This is a genomic window from Limnohabitans sp. Hippo4 (assembly GCF_003063605.1).
Classification (GTDB): domain Bacteria; phylum Pseudomonadota; class Gammaproteobacteria; order Burkholderiales; family Burkholderiaceae_C; genus Limnohabitans_A.
In genome coordinates this window covers 565,208-589,594 of sequence record NZ_NESE01000002.1, presented here as the reverse complement: position 1 = coordinate 589,594, position 24,387 = coordinate 565,208, and the positions used below count along the sequence as shown (strand labels likewise).

Here is a 24,387-nt window from a genome sequence, read left to right as displayed (position 1 = left end):
TCTTCCGTTCAAGCAGGGATAATAGCGCCATGCCTCAAATTCAATTGACTCCCGCTCAACGCAAGGTTCACCGAGCCGAAGCGCACCACCTCGACCCCGTTGTCATGGTTGGCAACGATGGCCTCACACCTGCCGTTGTCAAAGAAACCGACGCAGCTCTCAAGGCGCACGGCTTGATCAAAATTCGTGTTCTAGGCGACGACCGTGTCGCCCGCGAAGCCATGTTCAACCAGCTGGCCGAAGACCTTAACGCTGCGCCCATTCAACACATTGGCAAATTGCTGGTGTTGTGGCGCCCTGTGCCTGAAAAGGAAAAAACCGTTTCAGAAGACCGCATGGCCGGACCCCGCGATTTTAAGGTCTTGAAGTACAGCAGCCGCGGCGGCCAACGCCCTGAAGTCAAAACATTGCGCGTCTTGGGCAATCAACGCCTGACATCGGGCGGTCAAGTCAAGCGCGCCAAGGTCAAGCAAAAGTCGATCAAAAAGCGCAATCAAGCCTAAGTCATGACCGCGCAGTCTGCTCAACGCCACATCATCTGCATGAAATGGGGCACCAAGTACGGCCCCGAGTACGTCAACCGTTTGTACGCCATGGTGCGCAGGCACCTGACCGGCGATTTCAACATGGTGTGCCTCACCGACGATGCCCATGGCATTCGCAGTGAGGTGCAGTGCTTGCCTATCCCTGCATTGGATTTGCCGCCCGGCATTCCTGAACGCGGTTGGACAAAATTAGCATCCTTTGCACAAGACCTGCACGGCTTGCGAGGTACCGCTTTGTTTTTGGATGTGGATGTGGTGATCGTGGGCAACATGGATGGCTTTTTTGAAGCACCCGGTGACTTCATGATCATCCATGACTACAAACGGCCTTGGCGCATCACGGGCAACTCTTCTGTTTACAGATACGAGTTAGGTGCACACCCCGATGTGCTGGCGTATTTCCGCAACAACTTTGACAGCATTCGCAAACAGTTCAGAAACGAACAAGCCTATCTGTCGGACTTTTTGCACCGTCAAGGTAAGCTGGCTTACTGGCCCGCTGAGTGGTGTCCCAGTTTCAAGTACCACAGCATCCCGGCATGGCCTACCAATTACTGGACCGCACCCTCCATTCCCAAAGATGCCCGCATTGTGATTTTCCACGGCGAATGCAACCCGCCAGATGCCCTGGCCGGCAAACGCAATCGAAAGTTCAGATTCATCAAGCCTGCCCTTTGGGTGGCTGATCACTGGAAGGAATAAAAAAAGGCGCTCCACAGAGCGCCTTTTTTCGGTTCATGTCAGTCTGAACTTAGATGTAAGACACCGCCACAATTTCGTAACGTTTCTCGCCACCCGGTGCTTGCACCACGGCCACATCACCCTCTTCTTTGCCAATGAGTGCACGGGCAATCGGACTGCTGATGTTGATCAAGCCCAATTTGAGGTCAGCCTCGTCTTCACCCACGATTTGGTACTTGACCACTTCGCCAGTGCTTTCTTCTTCCAACTCAACAGTCGCACCAAACACCACACGGCCACCCGCATCGACAGATGCAGGGTCGATGATTTGCGCAGCAGACAGTTTGCCTTCCACCTCTTGAATGCGACCTTCCACAAAACCTTGACGGTCTTTGGCAGCTTCGTATTCAGCGTTCTCACTCAAGTCGCCTTGAGCGCGCGCTTCTGCAATGGCATTGATCACTGAAGGACGCTCCACCGTTTTCAATTGGTGAAGCTCTGCCTTCAGCTTTTCAGCACCGCGCAGGGTAATTGGAATAGTAGCCACGTAATGTCTCCGAGTTTTTCTTAAGCGGTCAACATGGCATGCATTTCTTGAACAGAAATGACATCCAGTTTGTCCATGTACTTCATGCCTTCAACAGCAGCCTCAGCGCCAGCAATGGTCGTGAATGTGGTCACGCGCGCCAGCAAAGCAGAAGTGCGAATGACACGCGAATCTGCAATGGCATTGCGGCGCTCTTCAACCGTATTGATGACCAAAGCAATTTCATTGTTCTTGATCATGTCCACAATGTGAGGACGACCCTCCGTGACTTTGTTGACTGCCTGAACAGTAACGCCTTCAGCAGAGATGGCCGCAGCCGTGCCTTTGGTTGCAAAGATCTGGAAACCCAAAGCCACCAAATCACGGGCAACTTTAACGGCACGAGGTTTGTCACCATTCTTCACCGTCAAAAATACCTTACCTTCTCTGGGTAATTTGGTACCTGCGCCCATTTGACTTTTCACAAAGGCTTCGCCAAATGTTTTGCCCACACCCATCACTTCACCGGTGGACTTCATTTCTGGGCCCAAGATGGTGTCAACGCCAGGGAACTTCACAAACGGGAACACCGCTTCTTTGACGCTGAAATAAGGGGGCGTGACTTCTTTGGTGATGCCTTGCGATGCCAATGATTGACCGGCCATGCAACGTGCGGCCACTTTGGCCAACTGAATGCCCGTGGCTTTCGAAACATATGGCACCGTGCGTGATGCACGGGGGTTCACTTCGAGCACATAGATGACATCTTTGCCATCGACGTGCTGAATGGCAAACTGAACGTTCATCAAACCCACCACATTCAAAGCACCGGCCATGGCGGCGGATTGACGTTTGAGTTCATCCACAGTGGCAGCGCTCAAGCTGTAAGGGGGCAAAGAGCAAGCAGAGTCACCGCTGTGTACGCCAGCTTGTTCGATGTGTTCCATCACGCCACCAATAAAGGTTTTACCTTCGGGGTCGCGCAAGCAATCAACGTCGCACTCAATGGCGTCGTTCAAGAAGCGATCGAGCAGCACGGGTGAATCGTTGCTAACCTTGACCGCTTCACGCATGTAGCGCTCGAGGTCGCGTTGCTCGTGAACAATTTCCATGGCACGGCCACCCAGCACGTAGCTGGGGCGAACCACCAAGGGGTAACCCAAGGCAGCGGCTTTTTCCAAAGCTTCTGGTTCGGTGCGCGCTGTAGCATTGGGCGGCTGACGCAAGCCCAATTCGTGCAACAATTTTTGGAAACGCTCGCGGTCTTCTGCGGCGTCAATCATGTCGGGGCTGGTGCCGATGATGGGCACGCCCGCCGCTTCCAAACCGAGGGCCAATTTCAAAGGTGTTTGACCACCGTATTGAACGATCACGCCGGTGGGCTTTTCTTTGTCCACAATTTCAAGCACGTCTTCTAGCGTCAGCGGCTCGAAGTACAAGCGGTCTGACGTGTCGTAGTCGGTTGAAACCGTTTCAGGGTTGCAGTTGACCATGATGGTTTCATAACCATCTTCGCGCATGGCCAAAGCGGCGTGCACGCAGCAATAGTCAAACTCAATGCCCTGACCAATTCGGTTCGGACCGCCACCCAAGACCATGATCTTTTTGTTGGTGGTCGGTTCTGCTTCGCACTCATCTTCATAAGTGGAATACATGTAAGCCGTGTCGGTTGAGAACTCAGCAGCGCAAGTGTCCACACGTTTGTAAACGGGACGCACATTCATGGCGTGTCGCTGGGCGCGCACTTCGTGCTCGGTTGTTTTGAGCAACTTGGCTAAGCGGCGATCTGAGAAACCTTTTTTCTTCAAAGCACGCAGCTCGTCTGCCGTGATGGCTTTCAAGTTGGTGGTTTCAAGTTCAAGTTCAATCTTGACGATGTCTTCAATTTGCACCAAGAACCAAGGGTCAATTTTGGTAAGGTTGAACACTTCATCCACCGTCAGGCCCATGGCGAATGCATCGCCCACATACCAAATGCGATCGGGACCTGGCTCGCCCAATTCTTTCTCGAGAACTTCGCGGTCTTGTGTTTTTTCGTTCAAGCCATCGACGCCCACTTCCAAACCGCGCAAGGCTTTCTGGAAGGATTCTTGGAAAGTGCGGCCCATGGCCATCACCTCGCCCACCGACTTCATCTGAGTGGTGAGGCGGCTGTCGGCTGTGGGGAATTTTTCGAAGGCAAAACGTGGAATTTTCGTCACCACGTAATCGATACTGGGCTCGAAACTGGCGGGTGTTGCGCCGCCTGTAATTTCATTGCGCAATTCATCGAGTGTGTAACCCACAGCCAACTTGGCTGCCACTTTGGCAATGGGGAAGCCTGTGGCTTTAGAAGCCAATGCAGAGGAACGTGACACACGTGGGTTCATCTCAATGACCACCATGCGGCCGTCTTTGGGATTGATGGAGAACTGAACGTTGGAACCACCGGTGTCCACACCAATTTCACGCAGCACAGCCAAGCTGGCATTTCGCATGATTTGATATTCTTTGTCCGTCAATGTTTGTGCAGGCGCAACCGTGATGGAGTCGCCTGTGTGCACACCCATGGGGTCTAAGTTTTCGATGGAGCAGATGATGATGCAGTTGTCCGCCTTGTCGCGAACCACTTCCATCTCGTACTCTTTCCAACCCAACAAAGACTCTTCAATGAGAAGCTCATTGGTGGGCGAAGCCTCCAAGCCGCGCTTGCAGATGGTCTCGAACTCTTCAGGGTTGTAGGCAATGCCGCCGCCTGTACCTCCCAGCGTAAAGCTGGGGCGAATGACGGTGGGAAAACCAACTTTGCGCTGAACATCCCACGCCTCTTCCATGCTGTGGGCAATGCCCGAGCGCGCAGAGCCCAAACCAATTTTGGTCATGGCGTCTTTGAACTTCAAGCGGTCTTCCGCTTTGTCGATGGCTTCGGGTGTGGCGCCAATCAGCTCGACTTTGTATTTGTCGAGCACGCCGTTGTGCCATAGATCGAGCGCACAGTTGAGCGCTGTTTGGCCGCCCATGGTGGGCAGGATGGCGTCGGGTCGTTCTTTGGCAATGATCTTCTCAACCGTTTGCCAAGTGATAGGTTCAATGTAGGTAACGTCCGCAGTGGCGGGGTCGGTCATGATCGTGGCAGGGTTGCTGTTGATCAAGATGACTTTGTAGCCCTCTTCGCGCAAAGCTTTACAAGCTTGCACGCCAGAGTAGTCGAACTCACAGGCCTGGCCAATGATGATGGGGCCAGCGCCAATGATGAGAATGCTTTTAAGGTCGGAGCGCTTTGGCATGTTATTTGGTCTCCATCAAGTTGATGAAGCGATCGAAGAGATAAGCAATGTCATGAGGACCCGGTGAGGCCTCGGGGTGACCTTGGAAACAAAACGCGGGTTTGTCGGTGCGGGCCAAACCTTGCAGGGTGCCGTCGAACAAAGACACATGCGTAGCGCGCAAGTTGGCGGGCAAAGATTTTTCGTCCACCGCAAAACCGTGGTTTTGGCTGGTGATTGACACACGACCCGAGTCGAGGTCTTTGACCGGATGGTTAGCACCGTGGTGACCAAACTTCATTTTGAAAGTTTTGGCACCGCTGGCCAAGGCCATGATTTGGTGACCCAAGCAAATTCCAAAAGTAGGAATGCCGGTTTCGATCAATTCTTTGGCTGCAGCAATGGCGTAGTCGCAAGGCTCTGGATCGCCAGGGCCGTTGGACAAGAAGATGCCATCGGGCTTGTGCTTGAGCACTTCAGCGGCGGGCGTTTTGGCCGGCACCACAGTGACTTTGCAGCCACGCTCGGCCAGCATGCGCAAGATGTTTTTCTTGACGCCAAAGTCGTAAGCCACCACGTGGAAACGCGGGGCAGTTTGTTGGCCATAACCACTGCCCAACTTCCACTCGGACTCGGTCCAAGCGTAGGAAGCTGAAACGCTGACCTTTTGAGCCAAGTCCAAGCCTGCCATGGCAGGTGCTGCTTTGGCAGCTTGCACAGCTTGAGAAGTGAGTTCGGGCGTGACAGCCTGACCTGCAGCCAAAGCCACAATGGCGCCGTTTTGGGCACCCTTGGTGCGCAAGAGCCGCGTGAGTTTGCGGGTATCAATGTTGGCGATGGCCACAGTGCCACTGCGTGACAAGTAGGCCGAGAGCGTTTCGGTTGAACGGAAATTGCTTGCGACCATGGGCAGATCTTTGATGATCAGGCCAGCAGCATGGACTTTGTCGGATTCGACATCCTCGGGGTTGACGCCGTAGTTGCCAATGTGCGGATACGTGAGGGTCACGATCTGCTGGCAGTAGCTGGGGTCTGTAAGGATTTCTTGATAGCCTGTGAGGGAGGTATTGAAAACCACCTCACCAACCGTGGAGCCTGGGGCTCCAATGGAATTGCCGACAAAGACTGTGCCGTCTGCAAGCGCCAAAATGGCTAAGGGGAAGGTTCCCTGAAGAGACAAAAGCACTGGGTTCTCCGGTATGGTTCGGGTACGCCCCAGCACGCGCAAGCATCACCTGAAAAGGTTTACTTTTTAGCTGCTTTTGAAGGGAAATGGCTTGTTGTGAGCGGGTGCGTACAGGTTGATGCGGGAAAGCCTCTCATTATAGCCGTGTCTCTTTGCAAGACCGCCGGCTCAACCATCGATTTTTTCAATTTAGGCGGCTGAACTGGTCGGATCAAAATCCGTCAATTAGAGGTGGCACTGGCATGCAAACAAATGGCCGCCGCTGTGGCCACGTTCAGGGACTCTTCCCCGCCAGGCTGTGCGATGCGAACCTTTAGGGCAACAAGCGCCATCAGCTCTGGTGAAACCCCCTGCCCCTCGTGGCCCATCACCCAGGCACACCGCCTTGGCAGCTTGCCCTGTTGAATCAATTCATGCAAAAAAGGACCTTCATGCACATCGGTTCCCAACAAAGGAACCTGCAGACCTTGCAAGTCGTCCAAACTGGCTGACTCGATCAGCCCCATTCCAAAATGCGCGCCCATGCCTGCGCGCAGCACTTTAGGCGACCACAAACCGGCTGTTCCTTTGATGGCCACGACTTGTTTGAAGCCAAAAGCGGAGGCACTGCGCAAAATGGCCCCCACATTGCCCGCATCTTGAAGCCGATCCAAAACCACCGTGGCGGCTTGTGGGTCTAAATCAGGAGTTGATGGCAACGTCATTAAAAAGCCCATTTTGGAGGGCGACTCCAGCGCACTCAAGCCCGAAAACAGATCGTCAGGTACCACCCAAACTTCTTCTGCACACTGGGCCCACTCAAACTCTGAGGCTTGCCAGATGGCTTCTGAAAAAACAGCCAGCTCGGGTTTGACACCTCGTGACAAAGCAGCTCTGCACAAATGGTCGCCTTCCATCCACACCAAACCCAGCTTGCGATAGGCTTGCGAGTCTTGTGCCAAACGGCGAATGGTTTTCAGACGGGGATTGTCCCGCGAAGTAATCAGTTTCATGATTTTGGCGATGCTTGCAGCACTTGCGTCACGGGTGCAAAAGTTTTGCGGTGAAAAGGGGTTGCACCCCAAGTTTGGAGTGCCTTCAAATGAACCGCGGTGCCGTATCCCTTGTGGGCATCAAAGCCGTATTCTGGAAACTGGCTGTGCATGTCGTCGCACAGTCGATCGCGGTGGACCTTGGCCAAAATGGAGGCCGCAGAAATTTCTTGCACCTTTTCATCACCCTTCACGATGGCCTCGGCGCGTACGTCCAAAATAGGCAGGCGGTTGCCATCTACATACACCAGCGTTGGTTTTAACCTCAATGCCTCTACAGCCCTTTGCATGGCCAACATCGTCGCTTGCAAAATATTCAGGGTGTCAATTTCTTCGACACTGGCTTCAGCAATGGCAAAGCACAAAGCCTTGGCTCGAATTTCATCGAACAAGCGCTCCCGTGTCTTGGCCGTTAATTTTTTGGAGTCGGCCAAGCCTTTGATGGGTTTGAGCTCATCCAAGATCACCGCGGCAGCCACCACAGGGCCAGCCAAGGGACCGCGCCCAGCCTCGTCCACGCCAGCCAACAAGCCAGGGACATCCCAAGCCAAGCTGACTTGCTCAGGCTTTGACAAGCGTTTGGATCGCATGGGCGGCCAATGTAGGGGTGTCACGCAACAAAGATGCGTGCAGGGTTTCAAAACGACGTGCCAAGGCTTGGGCTTTCTCGGGCGAGCGCAGCCAATCCAATACGGCATTTGACATGTTGATGGGTGTGGCCTGTTCTTGCAAAAGCTCAGGCACACAAAATTCTTGCGCCAAGATATTGGGCAAACCCACCCATGGCTGGAGCTTTTTGCGCTTCATCATTTGCCAACTGAGCCAGTTCATGTTGTACGCAATGACCATGGGTTTTTTGAAGAGCGCCGCTTCAAGAGTGGCGGTTCCACTGGCAATGAGCGTGACATCACAAGCGGCCAATGCAGCATGCGACTGTCCCTTCAAGATCTGAACCTGTGAAGCACCGACTTGATCGCGCAGGTTCTCAATGCGAGCCATCATAGAAGGCATCGCGGGCAGCACAAATTGCAATTGCGGTTGCTGCTGAGCCAGCAATTGGGCCGTTAGAAAAAACCGCTCGGCCAGGTACGTAATTTCAGATTCACGGCTGCCAGGCAACAGGGCCACAACCGGACGCTCTGGGTCCAGGTTCAATTCGCGTCTGGCCTTGAGCATGTCCACATGCATGGGAATGGCCTGCGCCAAGGGATGTCCGACATACGTGGCCGCAACGCCATGTTGATGCAGCAATTGCGTTTCGAATGGAAAAATGCAAAGCACGTGGTCCACGCTTTGTTTGATTTTTTCAATCCGCTCGGCACGCCAGGCCCAAATGGAGGGGCAGACAAAATGCACGGTGGGAATGCCTGCTTGTTTCAAATCGCGCTCTAAGTCGAGATTGAAATCGGGCGCATCGACACCCACAAACACTTGAGGTGGCTTGGCCAACAGTTGTGCTTTGAGTTGATTGCGGATGCCCACAATTTCACGGTAGTGACGCAACACCTCGACATAGCCGCGCACTGCCAATTTCTCCGAAGGCCACAAAGCATGAAAGCCTTGCGCTTGCATTCTGGGTCCCCCAATGCCATACAAGTTGGCATCGGGCCATTGCGCGCGAATACCCTGCATCATCAAGCCCGCCAAAAGATCGCCCGAAGTTTCGCCGGCCACCATGGCCATGGAAAAAGCCCCATCAGGGGCTTTTGAAAGCGAAACATTTGGCAAGTGTTGCACCTGTTATCTCACAATGCCGCGCTCGGGCGATGTGGCTTGCAAGAAGCTGAGCATCATGTCGACGTCGGCCTTGGCTTCTGGGTATTTTTGAGTGAGCAACTCAATTTCTGTTTGTGCTTGCGTCAAAGTGAGTTGCTGGCGATACAAGCTTTTGTGCATGGCCTTAACCGCAGAAATCCTCTCGGCAGAAAAACCGCGACGGCGCAAGCCTTCAAAGTTCATGGAGCGTGCTTGTGCAGGTTGACCTTGCGCCATCACAAAGGGCGGCAAGTCAGCAAAGAGCAATGAATGCATGGCCGTGAAACTGTGGGCACCCAATCTGCAAAATTGATGCACGACCGTAAAGCCACCCAAAATCACCCAATCGTCAACATGCACATGGCCTGCCAGTTGAGAGCTGTTGGCAAAAATGGTGTGATTACCCACCACACAGTCGTGTGCCAAATGCACGTAAGCCATGATCCAGTTGTCATTGCCCAACTTGGTGACACCTGTATCGCCGGGTGACCCAATGTTGAAGGTGCAAAATTCCCGAATGGTATTGCGGTCGCCGATGATCAACTCACAGGGCTCACCCGCATATTTTTTATCTTGCGGGACTGCGCCCAAAGAGTTGAACTGAAAAATTTTGTTGTCTTTGCCAATGGTGGTGTGGCCTTCAATCACGCAGTGACTGGCGATGGTGGTGCCAGCATCAACGCGAACATGTGGACCGATGACCGTGTAAGGGCCTACCGTGACACTGCTGTCCAGTTGGGCCGAGGGGTCAATGATGGCGGTTGGGTGAATGCGAGACACGGTGGTCATAGGCTTCTGAAATTAAGCAACCTTGCGCATGGTGCACATCAACTCGGCTTCTACCGCAATCTCTTCACCCACTTTGGCGCGCGCTTTGAATTTGAAAATTCCCGCTTTCATGCGGTCCAATTCGACTTCCAAAATCAGTTGATCGCCTGGCTCGACGGGACGCTTGAAACGCGCGCCATCAATGCCCGCAAAGTAGTACACGGTATTTTCGTCAGGTGTTTCACCCATGGTGTCAAAGGCCAGCAAAGCCGCGGCTTGCGCCAAGGCCTCCAGCATCAATACGCCAGGCATGACAGGGCGTGAGGGAAAGTGGCCCGTGAAATAAGGCTCGTTGACGGAGACATTTTTCAATGCCTTGATGCGCACGCCCTTCTCAATTTCCAAGACGCGATCAACCAACAAAATGGGAAACCGGTGTGGCAATTGTTTGAGAATTTGATAAATGTCCATCATGATGATTTTCCTGAAATGGGAGGCTGAGGGCGATGCGCCTCAAGCGCTTTGATACGGTCGCGAAGTTGATGCAATTGCTTGAGGCTGGCTGCATTTTTTTCCCAGGATGCATTGTCATCGATGGGAAACAGGCCGGTGTATTGGCCAGGTTTTTGAATAGAGCGCGTGACGACGGAAGCGGCAGAAATGTGCACACCGTCTGCCAAACTCAAGTGACCCAAAACAATGGCACCGCCACCCACGGTGCAGTGGGCACCAATGCGCGCGCTGCCCGCCACACCCACACAGCCAGCCATGGCAGTGTGTTTGCCAATGTGAACGTTGTGGCCAATTTGAATGAGGTTGTCGAGCTTGACACCGTCTTCAATGACCGTGTCTTGCAATGCACCACGGTCAATGCAGGTGTTGGCACCGATTTCGACATCGTTGCCAATCGTGACTGCACCAAGCTGTTCAATTTTTTCCCAAGCACCTTGATGCAAGGCAAAACCAAAACCATCGGCGCCAATGACCACACCAGCGTGAACAATGCAACGTTCACCAATTTGGCAATTTTCGCCCAGTGTGACTCTGGATTTGAGTTGCGTATGCGCGCCCACTTTGGCGCCCTGCTCTACAACACACAAAGGACCGATGATGGCCGTCTCGTGAACAAAGGCTGTGGGGTCAATGACGGCACTGGGATGAATTCGATGCGCAGGGACTGGCCTGGTTTTCTTTTTCCAAAGTTGCGTCAATCGTGCAAAGTAAAAGTACGGATCATCCGAAACAATGCATGCACCGCGCTCAAGGGCCAATTCCTTGAATTGAGGTGTGACGATGACACAGGCCGCTTGGGACTGCTTCAAATGGGTTTGGTATTTGGGGTGACTGAGGAAACTCAGGTCACGAGGACCCGCTGTTTCTAGCGGGGCCAGTTGCGCAATGGGAGTTTGTGGACTGCCGTGAAGGCTGCCGCCTAAAGCTTCAACAATTTCACCAAGCTGCAGCACAACACAGGTCCAATGCGCTCAGCAATTACTTGCCAGCGGTTGCGTTGAGTGACTTGATGACTTTGTCAGTGATGTCGTGCTTGGGATTGATGTAAACGGCCTCTTGAAAAATCACATCGTATTTTTCTGATTCGGCAACTTGCTTCACAGCGCGGTTGGCGCGTTCAATCACAACTTGCTGCTCTTCGTTCTTGCGCGTGTTCAAGTCTTCTTGGAACTCACGACGCTTGCGCTGGAACTCACGGTCTTGGTCCATCAACTGTTTTTGGCGCGTGTTGCGCTGCGTTTCAGACAAAGTGGGGGCTTCGCGCTCAAACTTGTCTGAAGCTGTTTTGATGGTGTTGCCCAAATCCACCAAGTCTTTTTCGCGCTTGGCAAATTCTTGCTCCAACTTGGCTTGGGCATTTTTGGCCGTACTGGCTTCGCGGAAAATACGATCGGTGTTCACAAAACCAATTTTGAATTCTTGTGCACTGGCGACCGTGGCGCCCAGTGCACCGAGAGCCAACAAACAGACTTGTGAGAAATGGCGAAGTGTTTTCATTAAAAGGAAGTTCCAATTTGGAATTGCAATCTCTGGATTTTATCCGCAACCTGGCGTCGCATTGGCATGGCATAGGAAAAGCGCAGAGGACCCATGGGCGAAATCCAGCTCAAGCCAACGCCGTAGGAGGATCTGAGCTCGGAAAGGCTGATTTTTTCATTCTCGCCAAAGGCTCGGCCGACGTCGGTAAAGGCAAATAATCTCAAAGTACGGTCGTTGCCAGCACCAGGGAATGGTGCCAACAATTCTGCATTCATGACAATTTTCTTGGGTCCGCCCAAATACAAGCTGTTGGTGCTGTCCGAAGGTCCCAATGTTGATTGCTGGAAGCCACGGACACTGCCCAAGCCACCTACAAAGTAGTTTTTGAACAAGGGATAAGGTCGGTTAGAAAGACCTTGACCCCAGCCCAAATCAACATTGAGTGCTAAAGTATACCTTTTAGTCAGCGGCGTGTATTGCTGAATTTGATAATTGGTTCGCACATAACGGGCATCGCCTGCCATGCTCAAATCCGAATTAAATCGCTGCAGCATGCCACGTGTTGGCACCAAAGCACTGTCTCGGCCATCCCTTGCCCAACCGACGGTCAATGGCAAGGAATTGCTGGTGTAACCAAACTGCTGCATGTATTCCACATAGGCATTGGGCAAGTTGGTTCCTGGACGAATGGACGTCTGCTCTAGGTTTGCGCCAAAGTACACGGTGTCAATTTCACTGAACGGCACACCGAAGCGCATGCCAGCGCCAGAACTCACCAAACTGTAAGCGTTCAAATCACCCAAGTAAGGCCGCGTGGTGCGGTGAAAAACATCAATGGTTCTAGAAATACCTTCAGGTGTGTAGTACGGGTCGGTGGTACTGATCACAATGGTTCGGTTGTACTTGCTGGTATTGACCTCTGTGGCCAAATAATTGCCAGAACCAAAAGCATTTTCTTGGCGAATACCAAAGCTCAAAGCCACTTTTTCGGTGGAAGAAAAGCCAGCACCCAAGGTCACACTGCCAGTGGGTTTCTCGACCACATTGATGGTCAAGTCAACTTGGTCGGTGGTGGCAGGCACCTCTTGCGTATCAATGTTGACTTCTGTGAAAAAGCCCAAGCGGTCGACACGGTCGCGCGACAGCTTGATTTTGTCACCGTCGTACCAAGCCGACTCCAATTGACGGAATTCTCGGCGAATGACTTCATCGCGTGTGCGGTTGTTGCCTGCCACATTGATGCGGCGCACATATGCACGGCGTGATGGCTCAGCTTGCAAAACAAAACTGACGCGGTTGTTGAGTCGATCGATTTCAGGACGTACATCAACGCGTGCAAATGCAAAACCAAACTTACCGAAATAATCGGTAAATGCTTTGGTGGTTTCAGCGACTGTTTCAGCGTTGTAGGGCTGGCCCAATCCAATTTTGACCAAGGCCTTGAACTCATCGTCCTTGCCCAAGTAATTGCCTTCAAGCTTCACGCCAGACACGACAAAACGCTCACCTTCAGTGACGTTGATGGCAATGGAGATGTCTTGCTTGTCAGGCGAAATGGCGACCTGCGTCGAGTCGATGCGAAATTCTAAGAACCCGCGGCTTAAATAATAAGAGCGCAAGGTTTCCAAATCGGCATTGAGCTTGGTGCGTGAGTAACGGTCTGATTTGGTGTACCAACTCAGCCACCCTCCGACATCTAAATTGAACTGGTCTTTCAGCGTGTCTTCCGTGAAAGCTTGGTTGCCTGTGATGCGAATTTCTTTGATCTTGGAAGGTCCACCTTCCGTCACTGTGAAGGTGAGCTTGACGCGATTGCGCTCTACAGGGGTGACCGTGGTGACAACCTCAGCGCCATACAAACTGCGAGTGATGTACTGACGCTTGAGTTCTTGTTCGGCTTTGTCTGCAAGTGCTTTGTCAAAGGGACGACCTTCAGAAATGCCCACTTCTTTCAGCGCTTTGACCAACACGTCTTTGTCAAACTCTTTGAGGCCCACCCACTCGACTTCAGAAATAGAGGGACGCTCTTCCACAATGACCACCAGCACATCGCCTTGTGCATCGAGACGCACATCTTTGAACAACCCCAAAGCAAACAAGGCGCGAATAGCAGCCGCACCAGACTCATCGTTGTAAAGATCGCCAACACGAAAAGGCAACGAGGCGAACACGGTACCAGACTCAATGCGCTGCAAACCTTCGACGCGAATGTCTTTCAATTTGAAGGGCTCAATGGCCCAAGCGGACATGCTGCCAAGTGCCGCTGCAATGAGGACACACAAAGGCTGCAAGCGAAACTGTTGAGGGAGAAAGTTCATGCGTTTGAATTAAGTAAAGAGTCGTGTCAGGTCATTGAAAAACGCCAAGCTCATGACGCCAATCAATAAAGCCAAACCCACTTTCTGCAAACCCCGCTGCCAAGCAACGGAAACCGGCTTGCCGGTGAGTGACTCCCAAAGATAATACATCAGGTGACCCCCGTCCAACATGGGCAAAGGCAGGAGATTGAGCAAACCCAAACTGACACTGATCAGGGCCAAAAAGCTCACATAAGAAGGCCATCCCCTTTGAGCCGACTGCCCAGCCTGCTCGGCGATGGTTAAAGGACCGCTGAGATGCTTCGAAGAGGCCTCTCCGATGAGCATTTGACCGATCATTTGGCCCGTCATTTGCGTAATTTGAGCAACTTTCCCAAAACCTTGTACCCAGCCCTCCCAAAAACCAGCTTTAACCCATTCTGTGTCGGAGGGAACGCCGACAACCGCCCCAATTCGTTTGACCGCACTGGCTTCAGGCTGACCAGGCAATGCCTTCAGCACGGGTTTGACGGCCAAGGACAGGCGCTGCCCCTGTCGGTCAATTTCCCAGATTGCGTCTTGGATTGAGCCTTCCTCGGTTTCTTTGACGTCATCCTGCGGGTCAGCGTCCCCTCGAATCAAAGCCCTTAGATGTTGGGCATCCTTGACCTCTTGCAAACCCACCTTCAAGACGCGATCACCCGCCTGCAAACCGGCCAAATCGGCGGGAGCACCTGCCTCAACTCGGCCGATGATGGGCAGAATTTTGGGGTGACCCCACCAAGCCAACGCACTGAACAAGACAACGGCCAACAATAAATTGGCCAATGGCCCGGCCGCCACGATGCATGCCCGCGCCTTGACGCTCTGACGATCAAAGGCCAAGGCAAGTTGTGAAGAAGGCACATCACCCTCTCTGCTGTCCAACATCTGAACGAAACCACCCAAGGGCAAGGCGCCAATTCGAAATTCTGTGTTTTGACCTGGCTTCTGATTTTGGGGACGCCAGCGGTAAAGGGTGTGGCCAAAGCCTATTGAGAAAACCAGTACAGGCACACCAAAGGCCACCGCCATGCGGTAATGGCCATATTCATGCACTGCAATGAGCAGTGTCAGTGCAAACAAAAAAGCTAAAAGCGTGAGCACGAGCGCCGTAAATTCAAAAAGATTTTCAGGCTACACCGATGCGGCCAACCAGCTCGACGGCTTGCGCACGGCTGAGCGAATCTAGCGCTAAAAGGTCACTCAAGCTTTGGGGCGATGAGGGCACCACCTTGGCCAATGTTTCCATGTTGACTTGGTGGATTTGATCAAACCTGATTTGCTTGTTGAGAAATGCCTCTACCGCAATTTCATTGGCTGCATTGAGGACAGCGCAGGTGCCCGGAGCAGCCTTCAAAGATTGCCATGCCAATTTCAAACCAGGAAAGCGTGCTTCGTGGCCATGGTCATCAATGGCTTCAAAGGTCATTGGCTTGAGGTTGTGAAAATCCAAACCTTGCGCACCTGATGTGATGCGCTCTGGCCAACTGAGGCCATAGGCAATGGGAACGCGCATGTCGGGTGTGCCCAATTGCGCCACCACGGACGTGTCTTTGTACTTCACCATCGAATGAATGATGCTTTGGGGATGAATCACCACATTCAATTGCTCGGGCGCTACACCAAACAAATAGCGTGCCTCGATCACTTCGAGCGCCTTGTTCATCATGGTGGCAGAGTCGACCGATATTTTGCGACCCATCACCCAGTTGGGGTGGGCACAAGCTTCTTCTGGCGTGACATCGCGCAGGCTTGAGACATCCCTGGTTCTGAAGGGACCACCCGACGCAGTCAGAATAATTTGCTCAATCCGATCGGCCCAGGTTGAAGGATTTTCGGGCAAGGACTGAAAGACGGCAGAGTGCTCGCTGTCAATGGGCAACAAAACAGCACCGCCTTTTTTGACGGCGCTCAAGAAAACTTCACCCCCCACCACCAACGCCTCTTTGTTGGCCAGCAACAGACGCTTGCCTGCGTTTGCTGCAGCCAAGCAGGGAGACAAACCTGCAGCGCCCACAATGGCGGCCATGACGGCATGGACATCTGGATGCGAAGCCACCGTGTCCAGCGCTTGCGCACCCCACAAAACTTCAACAGACAAACCTTCGGCCTTGACGCGGTCTGCAAGCAAGCGACCCGCGCTTTCTTGCGCCATCACGGCATAGCGCGGTTTGTATTGAACGCATTGCGCAAGGATGGCATCTACTTGAACAGAAGCTGTCAGCGCATAAACCTGGTATCGATCAAGATGACGTGACAACACATCTAAAGTGTTGGTGCCAATCGAACCGGTAGAACCCAAGATGGTGATGTTTTGTTTCATAACGCGAGTGCAGTTCATGCAGTTGGCCAGTGAAGCAACATAAGGGCAATGGGCAAGCTAGGCAGCAAGGCATCCAAGCGGTCGAGGACACCACCATGGCCAGGCAATAAATTGGAACTGTCTTTCACACCGGCACTGCGCTTGACCAGAGACTCAACAAGATCACCCACCACACTCATGGTGGTGATGAAAATCAAACTGAGTGCCCACAAGAAAACACCGTGCGTCATCATGTGTGTGAACAAGCTGGTACCCGGCCATTGATAGGTTTGCTCAAGTTGCATCCACACCCACGCCAGCACAAATACACCCAACAAACCACCGATGGCGCCTTCCCAACTTTTGCCAGGGCTGACCGTCGGGGCCAATTTGCGATGGATGATGCGTCCCCCTAAAGCTTTGCCGCAGAAATATGCGAACACATCCGCAGCCCACACCACACAAAAAATAGACAAAAGCAATTGAACACTGGCTGTGCGGGCTTGCGCCATGGCGAGCCAAGCTAACCAAAGCATGAACAGCCCCAGAAGCCAACGCAAATCGCGATGCCACAAGGCCCAACCTTGAACACCCCGCTGAAGCATCCAAGCCGTTAAGCCGACCCAACTGGCACCCGCCATCCACCATACCCACGCATCCGTGCTGGTGGTCCAACCAGCCCACCATGCAAAAACGCACAGGTCAACACAGATGACGCCCGAGAGAATGGCCTGGCGACTGGACATGCCATTCATGTTGCCCCACTCCCAAGCGCCAGCCCCAATCATGAGGATGGACAGAAGCAAAAAAGGCTGAGGTGAGTCGGCAAACAAGGCTGGCAACAAAACGGCCAGCAAGGCCAAAGCAGTGATGATGCGTTGCTTCAGCATCGAATCAACCGATGATCTTGAGAGATGGGATGATTCGATGCATCGGAACAGTTATCAAGGCCTTAAACGGCCATGATCTCTTGTTCTTTGCCTGTGACCAATTGGTCGATTTCGGCAATGTGCTTGTCGGTGACTTTTTGCACTTCGGCTTCTGAGCGTTTTTGTTCGTCTTCAGAAGCCAGCTTGTCTTTGACCAACTTTTTCACGGATTCGTTGGCGTCGCGGCGCAAATTGCGCACAGCAATTTTGGCGTTTTCGCCTTCGGTGCGAACCAACTTGGTCATTTCCTTGCGACGCTCTTCGCTCATGGGCGGCATAGGCACACGAATCAAATCACCCATGGCGGCAGGATTCAAACCCAAATCGCTTTCGCGAATGGCTTTTTCAATCTTGGCGCCCATGTTTTTTTCCCAGGGCTGAACGCTGATGGTGCGCGAGTCAATCAAAGACACGTTGGCCACTTGGGACAAAGGCACCATAGAGCCGTAGTAATCCACTTGGATGGTGTCCAAAATTGCGGGATTGGCACGGCCTGTGCGAATTTTGGTGAGGTTGTTTTTGAAAGCCGCAATGGACTGGTCCATTTTGGTTTGCGTGGTTTTCTTGATGTCTTCTAAGCTCATGAGATTCTCCGGGGCCAAATGAAGCAGGTTCAGTGGCGGGTACAAGAATTAGGCATACACCAAAGTGCCCTCGTCTTCGCCCATGACCACTCGCTTGAGGGCCCCATGCTTGAAAATCGAAAACACTTTGACAGGTAATTTTTGGTCACGGCACAGTGCAAACGCTGTTGCGTCCATGATGCCAAGGTTTTGAGAAATGGCTTCGTCAAACGAAAGTTTGCTGTAACGCGTAGCAGCAGCGTCTTTTTTCGGATCAGCCGTGTAAACACCGTCTACTTTGGTGGCCTTGAGGACCAACTCCGCACCAATTTCTGCGCCGCGCAATGCTGCAGCTGTGTCGGTGGTAAAAAATGGATTGCCAGTGCCTGCGGCAAAAATGACCACCTTGCCTTCTTCAAGATATTGAAGGGCTTTGGGACGGACATAGGGCTCGACGACCTGCTCAATGGCGATGGCCGACATGACGCGCGCAGTGAGGCCCGCTTTGTCCATGGTGTCGGCCAAGGCCAACGCGTTCATGACGGTGGCCAACATGCCCATGTAATCCGCAGTGGCACGGTCCATACCGACAGAGCCACCGGCCACACCTCTGAAGATGTTGCCGCCGCCGATCACCACAGCGACCTGGACACCCAGGCGCGTGACGTCTGCAATTTCTTCAACCATGCGCACAATGGTGGCGCGGTTGATACCAAACTGATCATCACCCATCAACGCCTCGCCGGACAGCTTGAGCAAAATACGCTTATGGGCTGGTTTGGCGATGGTCATGACGGGCTCCTCATAAAGACAGAATTAAGTTTAGCGTTGAATCGCCCTTTCGGGCGACCCTGTTTACCCGGGTTTTAACCCTGATAGCGGCAGATTAACCTGCGTTTTGAGCAGCAGCCACTTGAGCAGCCACTTCAGCAGCAAAGTCGTCGACCTTCTTCTCAATGCCCTCGCCCACCACGTACAAAGTGAAGGCTTTGACTTGGGTGGCTTCGGCTTTGAGCATTTGCTCAACAGTTTGCTTGTCGTTTTTCACGAAAGTTTGGTTGTTCAAAGACACTTCTTTCAGATACTTCTGAACGGAACCTTCGATCATTTTGGCTGCGATGTCGGCAGGCTTGCCAGACTCGGCAGCCTTGGCTGTTGCCACTGAACGCTCTTTTTCGATCAGGTCAGCAGGGACATCGTTGCTGGTCAAAGCCACTGGCTTCATAGCGGCAACGTGCATGGCAACGTCTTTGGCGGCTGTGTCTTTACCTTCGTACTCGACCAACACACCAATGCGGGTGCCGTGCAAGTAAGTGGCGATTTGCGCACCACCGGCCACGCGCTTGAAGCGACGGAAGCTCATGTTCTCGCCAATCTTGCCGATCAGGCCTTTGCGAACTTCTTCCAATGTAGGACCGAAGCCGTCTTGGCTGTAAGGCAACTCGCCCAAAGCAGCCACATCGGCTGGGTTGTGCAATGCGGCCAACTTGGCAGCGGCATTGGCCAAGGCCAAGAAGCTGTCGTTTTTGGTCACGAAGTCGGTTTCGCAGTTGACTTCGAGCATGGCGCCCGTGTTGCCTTCTGTGTAGGCAACGATCACGCCTTCGGCGGTCACGCGGGAAGCGGCCTTGCCAGCTTTTGTACCCAATTTAACGCGCAACAACTCTTCTGCTTTGGCCATGTCGCCTTCGGCTTCGGTCAAAGCTTTTTTGCATTCCATCATGGGGGCATCGGTTTTAGCGCGCAGTTCAGCGACCATGCTTGCGGTAATAGCAGCCATTTGATTTCTCCGTTTCGTCTTCGAATTAAGGTTCGAACTAAATAAAAATTGATAAAAACTCAGTGAGACTCAGGTTAAAAAAAAGGGGCAAGAAGCCCCTTTTCTCTGGTTGAGAGGGCATTAAGCAGAAGCTTCTTGCACTTCAACAAATTCGTCTGCGCCTTCAGCAGCCACAGCATTGACCACGTCTTGAACGGCGTTTGCACGGCCTTCAATGATCGCGTCGGCAATGCCACGAGCGTACAAAGTAACGGCTTTGGAAGAGTCATCGTTACCTGGGATGATGTAGTCGATGCCTTCAGGTGAGTGGTTGGAGTCCACCACGCCGATCAATGGAATGCCCAATTTCTTGGCTTCCAAAATGGCAATCTTGTGGTAACCCACGTCGATCACGAAAATCGCGTCAGGCAATGTGGCCATGTCTTGAATGCCACCGATGTCTTTTTCAAGCTTCTCGATTTCACGCTTGAACATGAGTTGTTCTTTTTTGCTCAAAGAGTCGAGGCCGACTTCTTGTTGAGCTTTCATGTCCTTCAAGCGCTTGATGGAAGTCTTGACGGTTTTGAAGTTCGTGAGCATGCCGCCCAACCAGCGTTGGTCAACGTAAGGAACGCCAGCGCGCTGAGCTTCAGCAGCCACGGTTTCACGGGCTTGACGCTTTGTACCCACCATGAGGACGGTACCGCGGTTTGCAGAGAGTTGTTTGACGAACTTCAATGCGTCTTGGAACATCGGCAGCGATTTTTCCAAGTTGATGATGTGGATTTTGTTGCGGTGACCGAAGATGAAGGGGGACATCTTGGGGTTCCAGAAGCGAGTTTGGTGACCAAAGTGGACACCGGCTTCCAGCATTTCGCGCATGGTAACGGACATATTGTTTCTCCGAAGGTTGGGTCTAAAATCCGGCTCACACATCGGTTGTTTGTGAAAACCCTGAAAGGGCCTTTAGCAAACAGCCAACACCTTGAAGGAGCCGGTTTGCGATTTACTTGCAGGGAAATTCCTGCTAAGCCTGTCGAGTATAGCATCCCAAAACCCACTTTTTCTAGCCCCTTCACACTCTTTACACACCCTCCCCACGCCATGCGCCCAGACCTGATTGCCACCCTAGAAGCCATCTCAGCTCAAAAGACCACGCCACTGGCCGAATGGGAAAAAAGCCAAGCCTTGGCTCAAAGTTCTGCATGTGACAAAGTATTTTTGACGCTAGAGACAAGCCCCATTCCAGCGCTTTTGCAGGAACCCAGCGTGGTCAATGCCCCACTCAAAGGCTTGGCTTTCTCGGTCAAAGACCTGTTTGATGTGGCTGGCAGCCCTACTTTGGCGGGCTCCACGGTCCTCCAAGGCACGCCAGCGGCACCATTTGACTGCCCTGCTGTGGCACGGATGAACCACGCGGGGGGCGCTTTTTTAGGCCGCACCAACATGGTGGAGTTTGCCTTTTCTGGCATTGGCAACAATCCCCATTTCGGCACACCCGCCGCTTGGGACGCCATTTCAGACAAGCCTGTCCTGAGCAACGGACAAGGTCATGTCCCAGGCGGCTCGTCATCAGGCGCCGCAGTTTCTGTGGCCACTGGCGCTGCCTTCATTGGTTTAGGCTCTGACACGGGCGGCTCCATTCGCATACCTGCTGCTTTAAATGGCATTGTGGGTTTTAAAAACACAGCCCGATTGGTGCCCACTGCGGGCGCCATTCCTTTGTCAACCACCATGGACACTGCCTGCGCCATGACGCGCAGTGTGCGAGATGCTGTGTTGGCGCATGAAATCTTGGCATCCCGCAAAGTAGCCCGGGCTTCCCGCGGACTCTCCAGCTATCGTTTGGCCGTTCCCACCAGCCTCATGCTGGACGGCATGACAGCCGGCGTGCAAAAAGCTTGGGAACGAAGCTTGCAAAAGTTGTCTCAAGCGGGTGCTCAAATTGTTGAAATTCCTCTGCTTGAAATCAAAGAGTTGGCTGGGCTTTTGGCCACGGGCGGTTTCAGTGCGGCCGAGAGCTACACCTGGCACAGACACTTGCTGACCCAAGGCGAAGCGCAGTACGACCCCCGTGTGGCTGCGCGAATTCTGAAAGGCGCCAACATGAAGGCCTTCGAATACTTGGATTTGCAAGCAGGCCGTGCAACCTGGATTGCACGCATGCAAGCGGCACTCCACGGTGTTGATGCAGCGCTCTCCCCCACTGTCCCCATCGAAGGCCCCACATTGGCCAGTGTGGCACCCGGCGCCGAACGGGACGATACATTTTTTGCCGCCAACGGCTTATTACTGCGCAACACCAGCGTGGTCAACATGCTCGATGGTTGCGCCTTGTCACTGCCCATGCACCATGCCGGCGAATTGCCCACCGGTTTGATGGTGTGGCAAGGCCCCATGAAAGACGATGATGTGCTGAACATTTCATTGGCGATTGAAAGCGCATTGAGGACGGCTTGAAAAAAATCAACTGGCAAGAACCGCTGGCATTGTTCGATGTGGCGCAAACACGCCAGCTTGAAAACTTGGCCACATCAAGGATCGGCAGCGGTCCCAGTTTGATGGCACAAGCGGGCTTGTCGGTGGCCAAGTTGGCCATGGCCATCAAGCCGTGCGCGACCTGCTTTTGGATTTTTTGTGGTCCCGGCAACAACGGTGGCGACGGCTTGGAAGCAGCCACCCATTTGCACCAATGGGGGCAACAAGTTCGAGTCGTGCTTTGGCAGCCTTCAGCAAAGCGACCGTCAGATGCAACGCTGGCCTTAGGCAAAGTCAAAGCATTGGGCATTTCCATTCAAGCAACACGGCCAGCACAGGGTGATGTCAGTCATCATGACTTGTGCATCGATGCCATGCTGGGCATTGGCTTGCGTTCAAGCACAACGGAGGCACATGAGGCCGCCACGTTAGAAGCCGAGCAAGCATTGCATTCTTGGATACACAGCATCTACCAATTGGGCGCAGATGTTTTGGCTGTCGACACGCCCTCGGGATTGAATGCCAACACAGGTCAGTTTCAAAACACGAAGGTGGTACCGCAAGACATTCAAGCGCAACACACCTTGCAGCTTCTGACCGCAAAACCAGGTTGCATGACAGCACATGGCAGAGATGCATGCGGCACGCTTTGGCTCGACACTTTGGGCTGCGAAGATTTGCAGCAAAGCCTCAACCCCGCAGCCCAATTGAACAGCCGTTTGCAAACGCCTGTGAAGCGGCAACACGCCAGCCACAAAGGCAGCTTCGGCGACGTGACTGTGATTGGCGGTGAAGCAGTTGACGTACGCGGCATGGGCATGACGGGTGCAGTCGATCTGGCCGCCTCCGCCGCACTGCATGCGGGCGCTGGCCGCGTGATGGCTTGTTTTTTGACGGACGATCTCAAGTCAAACCAAGCAAGGCCACGTTTGGCAGAAATCATGCAGCGCGAATTTTCCGCATTGAAGTTGCATTCAGGCGTGATTGTGTGCGGCTGCGGTGGCGGTGCCACTGTGCGCAAAGTGTTGCCGCAAGTTCTGCAGCAAAGCATGCACTTGGTTCTGGATGCCGATGCTTTGAATGCTATTTCACAAGACCCTTGGCTGCGTGAACTGCTGCGTCAACGCGCTACGCAAAACAAGCACACTGTGATCACACCTCACCCACTTGAAGCCGCTCGATTGCTAAGCTCAGACAGTGGCTCGGTTCAACACGATCGGCTGAGTGCGGCGCAAACGCTGGCCCATGATCTGAAGTGCACCGTGGTGCTGAAAGGCTCTGGCACTGTGATCGCCAAATCAGGTGAAGTACCTGTTGTCAACTTCACAGGCAATGCGCGCCTGGCAACTGGCGGCACAGGCGATGTATTGGCAGGCCTAATGGGCGCGCGCATGGCCCAAGGCCTGAGCGAATTTGAAGCCGCTTGCGCAGCCGTGTTTGAACACGGCCTGGCAGCCGATGAAACAAATTTGCCCACCCTCACAGCAGGCAAACTGGCAGCGCTTATCCGCGGCCCGCAAATGGCATCTTGGTAGCCATCACGGTGTGGAACATCACGTTGGCTTCCAATGGCAAGCTGGCCATGTACACCACAGAGGTACCTACCAAAGCCACATCCATCAAGGGTTCTGCTTTGATTTCCAAATTGGCTTGAGGCACACCTTTGGCCATCTTCATGGCCATGGGGGTTGCAGCGTTACCCACATCAATTTGACCCACAGCGATGTCGTACTGACGTCCGTCGAGTGAAGCGGTTTTGGTGAGGCCAGATACGGCATGCTTGGTGGAGGTGTAGGCAATGGAGAACGGGCGTGGTGTGGTGGCCGAGATCGAACCATTGTTGATGATGCGACCGCCCATGGGCTTCTGGTCTTTCATCACACGGAAAGCCTCACGAATGCACAAGAACATGCCGGTCAGGTTGGTGTCGACCACCCCTTTCCACATGTCCAAACTGAGTTCATGAATTGGGATGGCCGGCGTGCTCACACCCGCGTTGTTGAACAGCAAATCGACACGGCCAAATGCTTTCACGCATTGTGCAAACAAATTGGCCACAGAGTCTTCTTGCGTGACGTCGGTCGGAACGGCCAACACTTGGTAATTGGCGTTAAGCGCTTTGGCTTCTGCTGCCACCTCTTCCAAGTTGGCCAATCGACGACCCGCCAAGACGACGGACCAGCCGTCTTTCAGCAAAGCCAACGCCGTTGCCTTGCCAATGCCAGAACCAGCGCCTGTCACGATGGCAATTTTTGAAGCGTGTGTCATGAATTCTGTCTCCTGCTTGA

23 protein-coding genes are annotated in these 24,387 nt (G+C 53.2%); 4 read left to right on the top strand and 19 right to left on the bottom strand.

Annotated elements, in window-relative coordinates; translation table 11 throughout:
• The first annotated feature begins 29 nt into the window (after positions 1-29).
• Together B9Z46_RS08200 and B9Z46_RS08195 are read left to right on the top strand one after the other, a co-directional pair.
• Positions 30-503 (top strand): YhbY family RNA-binding protein, encoded by a 474-nt coding sequence (locus B9Z46_RS08200; protein WP_108255507.1) that lies wholly within the window; start codon positions 30-32, stop codon positions 501-503.
• Between the two features lie 3 nt (positions 504-506).
• Positions 507-1,247 carry a glycosyltransferase gene (locus B9Z46_RS08195; RefSeq protein ID WP_108255505.1) on the top strand — a complete coding sequence of 247 codons (741 nt, stop codon included), beginning with the start codon at positions 507-509 and terminating at the stop codon, positions 1,245-1,247.
• Between the two features lie 49 nt (positions 1,248-1,296).
• Here B9Z46_RS08195 and greA read toward each other — a convergent pair whose 3' ends face one another.
• From greA to rpsB, 18 genes are all read right to left on the bottom strand, one after another.
• Positions 1,297-1,773, bottom strand: coding sequence for a transcription elongation factor GreA (greA, locus tag B9Z46_RS08190; protein WP_055360991.1), 477 nt, complete (start codon positions 1,771-1,773; stop codon positions 1,297-1,299).
• Positions 1,774-1,793: 20 nt separating this feature from the next.
• Positions 1,794-5,018 carry a carbamoyl-phosphate synthase large subunit gene (carB, locus tag B9Z46_RS08185; RefSeq protein WP_055360992.1) on the bottom strand — a complete coding sequence of 1,075 codons (3,225 nt, stop codon included), beginning with the start codon at positions 5,016-5,018 and terminating at the stop codon, positions 1,794-1,796.
• 1 nt (position 5,019) lies between these two features.
• Positions 5,020-6,183, bottom strand: coding sequence for a glutamine-hydrolyzing carbamoyl-phosphate synthase small subunit (gene carA, locus B9Z46_RS08180; protein WP_199220573.1), 1,164 nt, complete (start codon positions 6,181-6,183; stop codon positions 5,020-5,022).
• 221 nt (positions 6,184-6,404) lie between these two features.
• Positions 6,405-7,175, bottom strand: coding sequence for an RNA methyltransferase (locus B9Z46_RS08175; RefSeq protein ID WP_108255503.1), 771 nt, complete (start codon positions 7,173-7,175; stop codon positions 6,405-6,407).
• Positions 7,172-7,804: a ribonuclease HII gene (rnhB, locus tag B9Z46_RS08170; protein ID WP_055360994.1), complete on the bottom strand. Its 633-nt coding sequence runs from the start codon at positions 7,802-7,804 to the stop codon at positions 7,172-7,174. The genes B9Z46_RS08175 and rnhB overlap by 4 nt, the downstream gene beginning before the upstream one ends.
• Positions 7,776-8,891 (bottom strand): lipid-A-disaccharide synthase, encoded by a 1,116-nt coding sequence (gene lpxB / locus B9Z46_RS08165; RefSeq protein ID WP_108255844.1) that lies wholly within the window; start codon positions 8,889-8,891, stop codon positions 7,776-7,778. Before lpxB ends, rnhB begins: the two co-directional genes overlap by 29 nt.
• Positions 8,892-8,954: 63 nt before the next feature.
• Positions 8,955-9,758 carry an acyl-ACP--UDP-N-acetylglucosamine O-acyltransferase gene (lpxA, locus tag B9Z46_RS08160; RefSeq protein WP_108255501.1) on the bottom strand — a complete coding sequence of 268 codons (804 nt, stop codon included), beginning with the start codon at positions 9,756-9,758 and terminating at the stop codon, positions 8,955-8,957.
• 12 nt (positions 9,759-9,770) lie between these two features.
• Entirely contained in the window at positions 9,771-10,211 is a 441-nt protein-coding gene (gene fabZ, locus B9Z46_RS08155; protein ID WP_055360996.1) for a 3-hydroxyacyl-ACP dehydratase FabZ, read from the bottom strand.
• Complete coding sequence (gene lpxD, locus B9Z46_RS08150) at positions 10,208-11,203, bottom strand: UDP-3-O-(3-hydroxymyristoyl)glucosamine N-acyltransferase (protein WP_108255499.1); 996 nt, start codon at positions 11,201-11,203, stop codon at positions 10,208-10,210. Before lpxD ends, fabZ begins: the two co-directional genes overlap by 4 nt.
• 25 nt (positions 11,204-11,228) lie before the next feature.
• A complete protein-coding gene (locus B9Z46_RS08145) occupies positions 11,229-11,747 on the bottom strand; it encodes an OmpH family outer membrane protein (RefSeq protein ID WP_108255497.1) in 519 nt (172 codons plus the stop codon).
• Positions 11,747-14,047 carry an outer membrane protein assembly factor BamA gene (gene bamA / locus B9Z46_RS08140; protein ID WP_108255495.1) on the bottom strand — a complete coding sequence of 767 codons (2,301 nt, stop codon included), beginning with the start codon at positions 14,045-14,047 and terminating at the stop codon, positions 11,747-11,749. Before bamA ends, B9Z46_RS08145 begins: the two co-directional genes overlap by 1 nt.
• Before the next feature lie 9 nt (positions 14,048-14,056).
• Complete coding sequence (locus tag B9Z46_RS08135; protein WP_108255493.1) at positions 14,057-15,172, bottom strand: RIP metalloprotease; 1,116 nt, start codon at positions 15,170-15,172, stop codon at positions 14,057-14,059.
• 25 nt (positions 15,173-15,197) lie between these two features.
• Positions 15,198-16,391: a 1-deoxy-D-xylulose-5-phosphate reductoisomerase gene (ispC, locus tag B9Z46_RS08130; RefSeq protein WP_108255491.1), complete on the bottom strand. Its 1,194-nt coding sequence runs from the start codon at positions 16,389-16,391 to the stop codon at positions 15,198-15,200.
• Between the two features lie 14 nt (positions 16,392-16,405).
• On the bottom strand, positions 16,406-17,260 hold the full coding sequence (locus tag B9Z46_RS08125) for a phosphatidate cytidylyltransferase (protein WP_055361001.1): 855 nt from the start codon (positions 17,258-17,260) through the stop codon (positions 16,406-16,408).
• Between the two features lie 62 nt (positions 17,261-17,322).
• Positions 17,323-17,883 (bottom strand): ribosome recycling factor, encoded by a 561-nt coding sequence (gene frr / locus B9Z46_RS08120; RefSeq protein ID WP_055361002.1) that lies wholly within the window; start codon positions 17,881-17,883, stop codon positions 17,323-17,325.
• A 48-nt stretch (positions 17,884-17,931) separates the two neighbouring features.
• The gene (gene pyrH, locus B9Z46_RS08115; protein WP_055361003.1) at positions 17,932-18,654 is read right to left on the bottom strand and encodes a UMP kinase; all 723 of its coding nucleotides are present in this window, start codon (positions 18,652-18,654) and stop codon (positions 17,932-17,934) included.
• Between the two features lie 94 nt (positions 18,655-18,748).
• The gene (gene tsf, locus B9Z46_RS08110) at positions 18,749-19,642 is read right to left on the bottom strand and encodes a translation elongation factor Ts (RefSeq protein ID WP_055361004.1); all 894 of its coding nucleotides are present in this window, start codon (positions 19,640-19,642) and stop codon (positions 18,749-18,751) included.
• A 120-nt stretch (positions 19,643-19,762) separates the two neighbouring features.
• A complete protein-coding gene (rpsB, locus tag B9Z46_RS08105) occupies positions 19,763-20,515 on the bottom strand; it encodes a 30S ribosomal protein S2 (RefSeq protein WP_108255489.1) in 753 nt (250 codons plus the stop codon).
• 210 nt (positions 20,516-20,725) lie between these two features.
• Between rpsB and B9Z46_RS08100 the strand changes: the two genes are divergently transcribed.
• Both B9Z46_RS08100 and B9Z46_RS08095 read left to right on the top strand, forming a co-directional pair.
• Positions 20,726-22,081, top strand: a complete 1,356-nt coding sequence (locus tag B9Z46_RS08100; RefSeq protein WP_108255487.1) for an amidase — start codon at positions 20,726-20,728, stop codon at positions 22,079-22,081.
• The gene (locus B9Z46_RS08095; protein WP_108255485.1) at positions 22,078-23,634 is read left to right on the top strand and encodes an NAD(P)H-hydrate dehydratase; all 1,557 of its coding nucleotides are present in this window, start codon (positions 22,078-22,080) and stop codon (positions 23,632-23,634) included. Before B9Z46_RS08100 ends, B9Z46_RS08095 begins: the two co-directional genes overlap by 4 nt.
• Here the strand turns inward: B9Z46_RS08095 and B9Z46_RS08090 are convergent.
• Positions 23,603-24,367 (bottom strand): SDR family oxidoreductase, encoded by a 765-nt coding sequence (locus B9Z46_RS08090; RefSeq protein ID WP_055361008.1) that lies wholly within the window; start codon positions 24,365-24,367, stop codon positions 23,603-23,605. The two genes, B9Z46_RS08095 and B9Z46_RS08090, sit on opposite strands and share 32 nt — an antisense overlap.
• Positions 24,368-24,387 lie beyond the last annotated feature (20 nt).